Source organism: Streptomyces alkaliphilus, assembly GCF_014141535.1.
In the GTDB taxonomy this organism is placed as follows: domain Bacteria; phylum Actinomycetota; class Actinomycetes; order Streptomycetales; family Streptomycetaceae; genus Streptomyces; species Streptomyces alkaliphilus.
Genome location: NZ_VKHT01000164.1, coordinates 1 through 6,986 on the forward strand (window position 1 = coordinate 1; position 6,986 = coordinate 6,986).

At 73.1% G+C, this 6,986-nt stretch carries 5 protein-coding genes; 3 read left to right on the top strand and 2 right to left on the bottom strand.

Translation table 11 applies throughout. The features are described 5' to 3' along the window. On the bottom strand, positions 1–345 hold a 345-nt coding region (locus FNQ90_RS27135; protein WP_407699325.1), incomplete at its 3' end, for a TetR/AcrR family transcriptional regulator. Between the two features lie 352 nt (positions 346–697). Between FNQ90_RS27135 and FNQ90_RS07975 the strand changes: the two genes are divergently transcribed. After that, positions 698–2,074: an NAD(P)/FAD-dependent oxidoreductase gene (locus FNQ90_RS07975; RefSeq protein ID WP_143619436.1), complete on the top strand. Its 1,377-nt coding sequence runs from the start codon at positions 698–700 to the stop codon at positions 2,072–2,074. A gap of 398 nt (positions 2,075–2,472) precedes the next feature. Continuing rightward, positions 2,473–4,359, top strand: coding sequence for a SpoIIE family protein phosphatase (locus FNQ90_RS07980; protein WP_182605732.1), 1,887 nt, complete (start codon positions 2,473–2,475; stop codon positions 4,357–4,359). A 28-nt stretch (positions 4,360–4,387) separates the two neighbouring features. Here the strand turns inward: FNQ90_RS07980 and FNQ90_RS07985 are convergent, their stop codons facing one another. Beyond that, positions 4,388–5,713 (bottom strand): MFS transporter, encoded by a 1,326-nt coding sequence (locus tag FNQ90_RS07985; RefSeq protein ID WP_323379833.1) that lies wholly within the window; start codon positions 5,711–5,713, stop codon positions 4,388–4,390. 210 nt (positions 5,714–5,923) lie between these two features. On the opposite strand from FNQ90_RS07985, the gene FNQ90_RS07990 reads away from it, so the two are divergent. Continuing rightward, on the top strand, positions 5,924–6,478 hold the full coding sequence (locus tag FNQ90_RS07990; RefSeq protein WP_182605733.1) for a MarR family winged helix-turn-helix transcriptional regulator: 555 nt from the start codon (positions 5,924–5,926) through the stop codon (positions 6,476–6,478). Positions 6,479–6,986 lie beyond the last annotated feature (508 nt).

Here is a 6,986-nt window from a genome sequence, read left to right on the forward strand (position 1 = left end):
CCCCTCCACGGCCGCCCACGGGTCACCCTCCTCGCCCAACGCGCGCTCGGCCCGCTCGGTGAGCCGCCGGGTCTCCTCCCCGACGATGTGCCGGATCAGTGAACCCTTCGTGGGGAAGCGGCGGTACACCGTCCCCACTCCCACCCGGGCCCTCCGCGCGATTTCCTCGATCGGGGCCTCGTACCCCAACTCGCCGAAGACGTCCCGGGCGGCGCTGACGACGTGGTGGAGGTTGCGGCGGGCGTCGGTGCGCAACACCCCGCCCCCCGCGACAGCCGGGAGCGGCTCCACCCCGGCGACCGCCGGGGCCTGCCCGTCGGCGGACGATCGGTCGACCGTCGCCACGGCCGACCCCGCGGCCCCGGGACCGCTCCCGGGGCCGCGCCGAACAGCGGGAACACCTCCATCGGCCGCCCCGGCCGGGCGCACACCCGGCTCGGGGAGACCCCGGTGGACGGCCTCCCGATGGAAACGCTGAGAACGCATGACTTCCCCCGTCATCCCGCGCGGCTCCCCCCGGAGTCCGCGCGTCGTACCCACCCGGGCACGGACATCCACCGTGCCCAACATTTCCCGACGATAGTTGAGGTCCCGGGCACCGAGTAAGGGTTCGAATCAGGAGGTATGACGCCCGATCGGCGGAGGCCCTCGTCCCCACGTGTGGACAAACCACCGCTTCCGGGTGCCTCATGGAAGGGTGACCAAGGAACCCACGCGCGTCCTCATCGTCGGAGGCGGCTGCGTCGGCCTGTACACCGCGCTGCGGCTGCGCAGGAAGCTGCGGCGCGAGCTGGCACGCGGCACCGTCGAGGTCGTCGTCGTCAGCCCGGAACCGTACATGACCTACCAGCCCTTCCTCCCCGAGGCGGCGGCGGGCAACCTGTCGCCCCGGCACGTGGTGGTCCCGTTGCGCCGGGTCCTGCGCGGCTGTCGTTTCATCCCGGGCGAACTGGTGTCGTTGGACCGAGAGGCCCGCACCGCCGAGATCCGCACGCCCGCCACCAACGGGAGCGAGGAGCCGCCGCTCACCCTGAGCTGGGACGAACTCGTCCTGGGCGTCGGCTCGATCTCCCGCACCCTCCCCGTGCCGGGCCTCGCCGAATACGGCATCGGCTTCAAGACCGTCGAGGAGGCCATCGGCCTGCGCAACCACGTGCTCGAACAACTCGACATCGCCTCCTCCACCCGCGACCCCCGGGTCCGCGACGCCGCCCTCACCTTCGTCTTCGTCGGCGGCGGCTACGCGGGTGTCGAGGCGCTGGCCGAACTGGAGGACATGGCCCGCTACGCCTGCCGCTACTACCCCGGCATCTCTCCGGAGGAGACCAAGTGGATCCTGGTCGAGGCGACCGGGCGGATCCTCCCCGAGGTGGGTCTGCGGATGGGTGAGTACGCCGTGCGCGAGCTGCGCGGACGCAACATCGACATCCGCCTCGACACCCGCCTGGAATCCGTCACCGACCGGGTCGCGGTGCTCAGCGACGGCTCCCGCTACCCCACCCGCACCCTGGTGTGGACGGCAGGCGTCAAGCCCAACCCCGTGCTCGCCGCCTGTGACCTGCCGCTGGACGGGCGCGGCCGGGTGCGCTGCACCCCCGAACTGCTGGTGGAGGGCGAGGAGCACATCTGGTCCGCCGGGGACGCCGCCGCCGTACCCGACCTGTCCGCCGACGACCCCGCCCCCGGCGGCGGCCTGCCGAACTGCGCGCCCAACGCCCAGCACGCCGTCCGCCAGGGCCGCCGGCTCGCCGACAACCTGGCGGCCCGGCTGCGCGGGCGCGCCCCCACCCCCTACTGCCACGCGCACGTCGGCTCGGTCGCCTCCCTGGGCCTGCACAAGGGCGTCGCCCGGGTCTACGGACGCCGGCTGAAGGGCTTTCCCGCCTGGTTCATGCACCGCACGTACCACCTCAGTCGGGTGCCCACCCTCAACCGCAAGGCGCGGGTGGTCGCCGAATGGTCGCTCTCCGCCCTCTTCAAGCGGGAAGTGGTCTCCCTCGGCTCTCTGGAACACCCCCGCGCCGAGTTCGAACTGGCCGCCGGTGGCGGTGAACCCGGGCGCGAGGAAAGGTAATCCGGTCCATCGGCCGGGGGCGGATCCGCCCCCGGCCGGTTCCGTGGAACGAGCCGGTCGGGGCCGGCGCGCATTTCCGGCCCCCCGTTGGGGAACACACCATCCACACATCGACGCCGGGACCCCCACCGGGACGCCTCCTCGAACGCACCGGCCGGGGACAGGGCGCGTCCCGGGCCCTCCGGCGGGCCTGCGGGGAGTTGTCCGGATGCCCACGGGCGTCGGGACGCCGTCCGGGCCGTGCCCTACCCTCGGTGGCACGTCCCCGGGGCCGACCCCGGCATCCCGGTCGTCCCGGCGCGCCCCGCACCACCCGACCGGAAGCCGCCCGGACCCCGGCCGGGGTCCGGCCGGCCCCATCACCTCGACCCCCACCGAACGGATCGGATCGGAACGCTGTGAACCTGACGCGCTGGGGCCTTCGCCTTCCCGGCCGGCAACGTCGCCCGGCCGCCCGCGCCGCCACCGCCGCGACCGATCCCTCCCCGGTGCCCGCCGCGCGCGGCCGCGCCGGTGGGTCCTCCGCCAAGGACGGCGGGGCCCCTACCGTCCCCGCGACCAACGGCACCGCCGTCCCCGTCGCCAACGGCGCGCTCCCGGCCCCGAGCCCGGCACCCGGGCTCGACACCGAAACCGTCCACGAACTCCTCGGCCGGGTGCCCGCCCCGGTCGCCGTCGTGCAGGGGCCCGACCACCGCGTCACCTACGTCAACGAGGCATACGCCGAGGTCTTCGGCGCCCGCCCCACCGGTGCCCCGGCCCGCGAGGCCCTGACCGAACTGGTGGACCTCGGTCTGCTGCCGCTGATGGACCAGGTGCGCAACTCCGGCACCCCGCGCACTCTCAAGACCCGCCGGGTCCCAGGTCCCGGGCGTGACGGCTTCTACACCTTCACCTGCACCCCGGTCGAGATGACGCCCCTCCCGCTCGCCACCGCGCCGGTGGGGGACGCCTCCACGGTTCCGGAGGCCCCACCCACTTCACCCGTGGGCGCGCGCGCCGCGGCACGCGCCGGGACGCGCCTCTCCGCGCGGGGTCGTTCCGGACGCGGGCGCACCGGCGCCGGCCGGGGACGCTCCCGGTCCACCGGGGTTCTCGTCTTCGCCGCCGACGTCACCGACCAGGTCGTCTCCGCCGAACGTCTCCGGGAGAGCGAGAGCCGCCAGCGCGCCGCCGCCGTCACCCTCCAGCGCAGCCTCCTGCCGCGAGAGCTCGAACAACCGGACGACCTGCGGGTCGCCGCCGTCTACCAGCCCGGCGGCACCGACGCCGCGGTCGGCGGCGACTGGTACGACGTCATCACCCTGGGCGCCGGCCGCACCGCCCTGGTCATCGGCGACGTGATGGGACGCGGCGTACGGGCCGCCGCCGTCATGGGACAACTGCGCACCGCCGTACGGGCCTACGCCCGCCTCGACCTGCCCCCGCACGAGGTGCTCCAGTTCCTCGACGAACTCGCCTCCGAGATCGACCCCCAACAGATCGCCACCTGTCTGTACGCGGTGCACGACCCGCACGAGGACACCATCGTCTACGCCTCCGCCGGGCACATCCCGATCGTGATCCGTCACCCCGACGGTCGGGTGGAGCGCGCCGAGGAGCCCACCGGCCCGCCCCTGGGCACCGGCGGCTGGCTGCACACCTCCGGCACCCTGGACTTCCCGCCCGGCTCCGCCGCGGTGCTGTGCACCGACGGCCTGGTCGAACGGCGCGACGCCGACATCGAGGACGGTCTGAACACCCTGCAGGACGCCCTCGCCGGCTCGGTGGACGACCCCCGCGTGGTCTGTGACCGCATGCTCCGTGCCATGGGCATCACCGAGCACCACGACGACGATGTCGCCGTCCTCGTCCTCATCCGCCCCGAACGCCCGCCGGCGGAGAGCGGCCTGGCCCGCGGCGCGGTGCTGGACCTGCACGGCGGCACCGAGGCCGCCGCCCGCGCCCGGGCCTTCGCCGACGGTGTCCTGGCGAGCTGGCGATTCCCCGACGATCTGCGCGAGGCGGGGGTCCTGGCGGCGAGCGAACTGGTCGCCAACTCCCTGGTGCACGGCCGCGCCCCGATGCGCCTGCGGCTGCGGCGCACCGACCGCCGGCTGATCGTCGAGGTCACCGACGGGGACGAGCACCTGCCGCGCCTGCGCCGGGCCAGGGAGGCGGACGAGCACGGACGCGGCATCTCGGTCATCGCCTCGCTGGCCGCCGACTGGGGCGCCCGACGGTTGCCGGAGGGCGGCAAATCGGTGTGGGCGGAGTTCGTCATCGAGCAGCCGTCGGAGGGCTGACCCCGGCCTTTCCGACGTCCTCCCGGGCTCAACCGGCGCCGACCGTCGCCCGCTCCCCGTCACCGACGGGCGCGGGGGCCGGTCCCGTCGAGGAGGCGGCGATGCCCCGCCCGAGGAACGGCCGGTCCTGCACGGCCGTCAGGTGACGGCCCAGCAGCAGCGCCAGCGCGCTCACCGCCATCGAGCAGACCACCATGATCGCCAGGTAGGCCCCGTACCACCCGGCGGCGGCCAGCAGTCCGCCGAAGGCCGGTCCCACCGCCAGCGCCAACTGCTTCACCAGCGCGAAGGCCGCGTTGTACCGACCGACCCGACCGGCCGGTGCCAGGTCGGCCACCAGCGGTGCCACGGTCGGGGACAACAGCGCCTCACCCAGGCCGAACAGCGCGTAGGTGGAGATCAGCAGCCCGACCGCCACGGCCTGCGCGTGCGGGACCAGACCCGAGACGCCCGCCGCCAACCAGGCCACCGTCCACACCACGCCCACCAGCGCGACGACCCGGCTGCGCCGTCGCCGCTCGACCCACCGCAGCACCGCGTACTGGGTCGCCACGATGGCACCGGTGTTCGCGGCCAGGGCGAAGCCCAGGGTCGTCGCCGACACCCGGGTCACCTCCACCGCGTACGCGGCGAGCCCCGCCTCGAACTGCCCGTAGACCGCGAAGAACATCACGAAGCCGAGCACGCACAGCAGCAGCATCGCCCGGTGGGCCAGGATGTCGCGCAGGCCGCCGCCGGCGCCGGCCCCCGGGGCGGTCCCGCCGGCGGCGGTGTGCTCCCCGGTGCCCGCCGGCAACCGGGTGGTGCCCACCACCACGCCGAGCACCAGGAACATCAGCGCCTCGGTCGAGAAGAGCAGCACGAAACTGCCGGCCCGCTCCTCGTCCACCAGCAGCCCACCGATCATGCCGCCCAGGCCCAGACCCAGGTTGGCGAGGAAGAACTGGGTGGCGAAGGCCCGCGAACGCCCGAACCCGGTGGAGCAGCGCACGATCATGGTGGCGAGCGCGGGTTGGATCACCGCGATGCCCGCGCCCATCAGGGCGCAACCGGCCAGGACGGTGGGGGCCGTCCCGGAGAGCCCCAGCCCGAACGAGCCCAGGGCTGCGGCGATCGACCCGACCACGACCACGGGCAGCGGTCCGTGTCGATCGATCACCCGCCCGGTGAGGGGCAGGACGATCAGGGCCGCCACGGCGAACGCGGCCAGGCAGGTGCCCGCCGTGGCCGCGCCCAGATCCCGTACCCGGGCGACGTAAAGGAAGAGGAACGGCACGGTGAAGCCGCTGCCGAACGCGCTCAGCGCGCTGCCGATCTGGATCCGGCGCAGGGCCGCGCCCATCGCGGTGGTCACACTCACCTCTCTCGATGACGAGCCGCCGGAGCGGCGGCGTGGTGGTTCGGTGGTCCCGGTCCGGCGAACGGCTTCCCGGCCCGCACCGGGAACGGCCCCGGGGCGGATGCTCCGGGGCCGCTGCGCTCACCAAGACTTCGATGTTGAAGACTACATAGCCAAAGACCTTGATGCCGAATTCGAGGAGTGTGACGTGCGATACTCGCCGCCATGTCCAGCAAGCGGCGCGGAGAGCCGGACCTCGACGAGCAGATCGCGATCTACCGGCGCGAGTACCGGGACCTGGACCCGCGCGTGGAGAAGGTGGTCAACGCGCTCTCCCGACTCGAGCGGCGGATGAGCGTCGCCTACGGCCGACAGCTCGCCGCGCTCCACCTCAACCACGGCGAGTGGGAGGTCCTCAAGGAACTCGTGATGACCGGCCGTCCCTACCAACTGTGGCCCGGCACGCTCGCCAACCGCCTCGGACTCACGCCCGCCGCCGTGACCCACCGGGTCGACCGCCTCGTGACGGCCGGACTGGTCACCCGGGAGCGGGACGAGGAGAACCGGGTCCGCGTGATCGTCGGCCTCACCGACGCCGGACGGCAGAAGTGGCTGGACGCCATGCGGATGGCCTCCGACTTCGAGGAGGCCCTGCTCCAGGACCTCGACGGTGGCGAACGCGACCTCCTCGGCGACCTCCTGGTGCGTCTCCTGCGACGGGTCGAGGACGCCCAGCCGGACGCGGGGGGCCGACTGCGGGACCTCGACGGCGAGCGGTGACATCCGCCCCGCCGGCGGTGACCCGTCGGCGGTGAGGGGTGTCACCCCGTGTCGAGTTGACGCCCCCGGGAGGGATGCGTAATGTTCTCCGGGCTGCCACGGAGGGCGGGTTTCGAACCGGCCTCTCCGGGGAAGCAAACGGGCCGCCGATGGCGGCCCTCACCTATCGGTGAACCTTCTTCCATTGCTGCTCGTCGGCACTCCCCGCCAGGGGAGAGGTATGTCGAAAAGTGAATGGAGCCCGATTTTGAATCGGGCGGGGGAATGTTCTACGGTGGTGGCAACGCCGGAGGGCGGAAAGCTCACGCCGGAGGGCGGTAAAACACTTGAACTCCCGCCGACCGGGAGCCGGATCCGAGGGAAATCGGATGTGGTAGAGTCGGAAACACCGAAGGGAAGCGCCCGGAGGACGAACCCGCCGAATGGTGGGGGAAGTTCCGAAGGAAGCGTCCGTTCCTTGAGAACTCAACAGCGTGCCAAAAGTCAACGCCAGATATGTTGATACCCC

What these genes read in the sequence shown, in the direction of transcription:
- FNQ90_RS07990 (WP_182605733.1), top strand. Translation starts at nt 5,924, where the DNA reads ATGTCCAGCAAGCGGCGCGGAGAGCCGGACCTCGACGAGCAGATCGCG.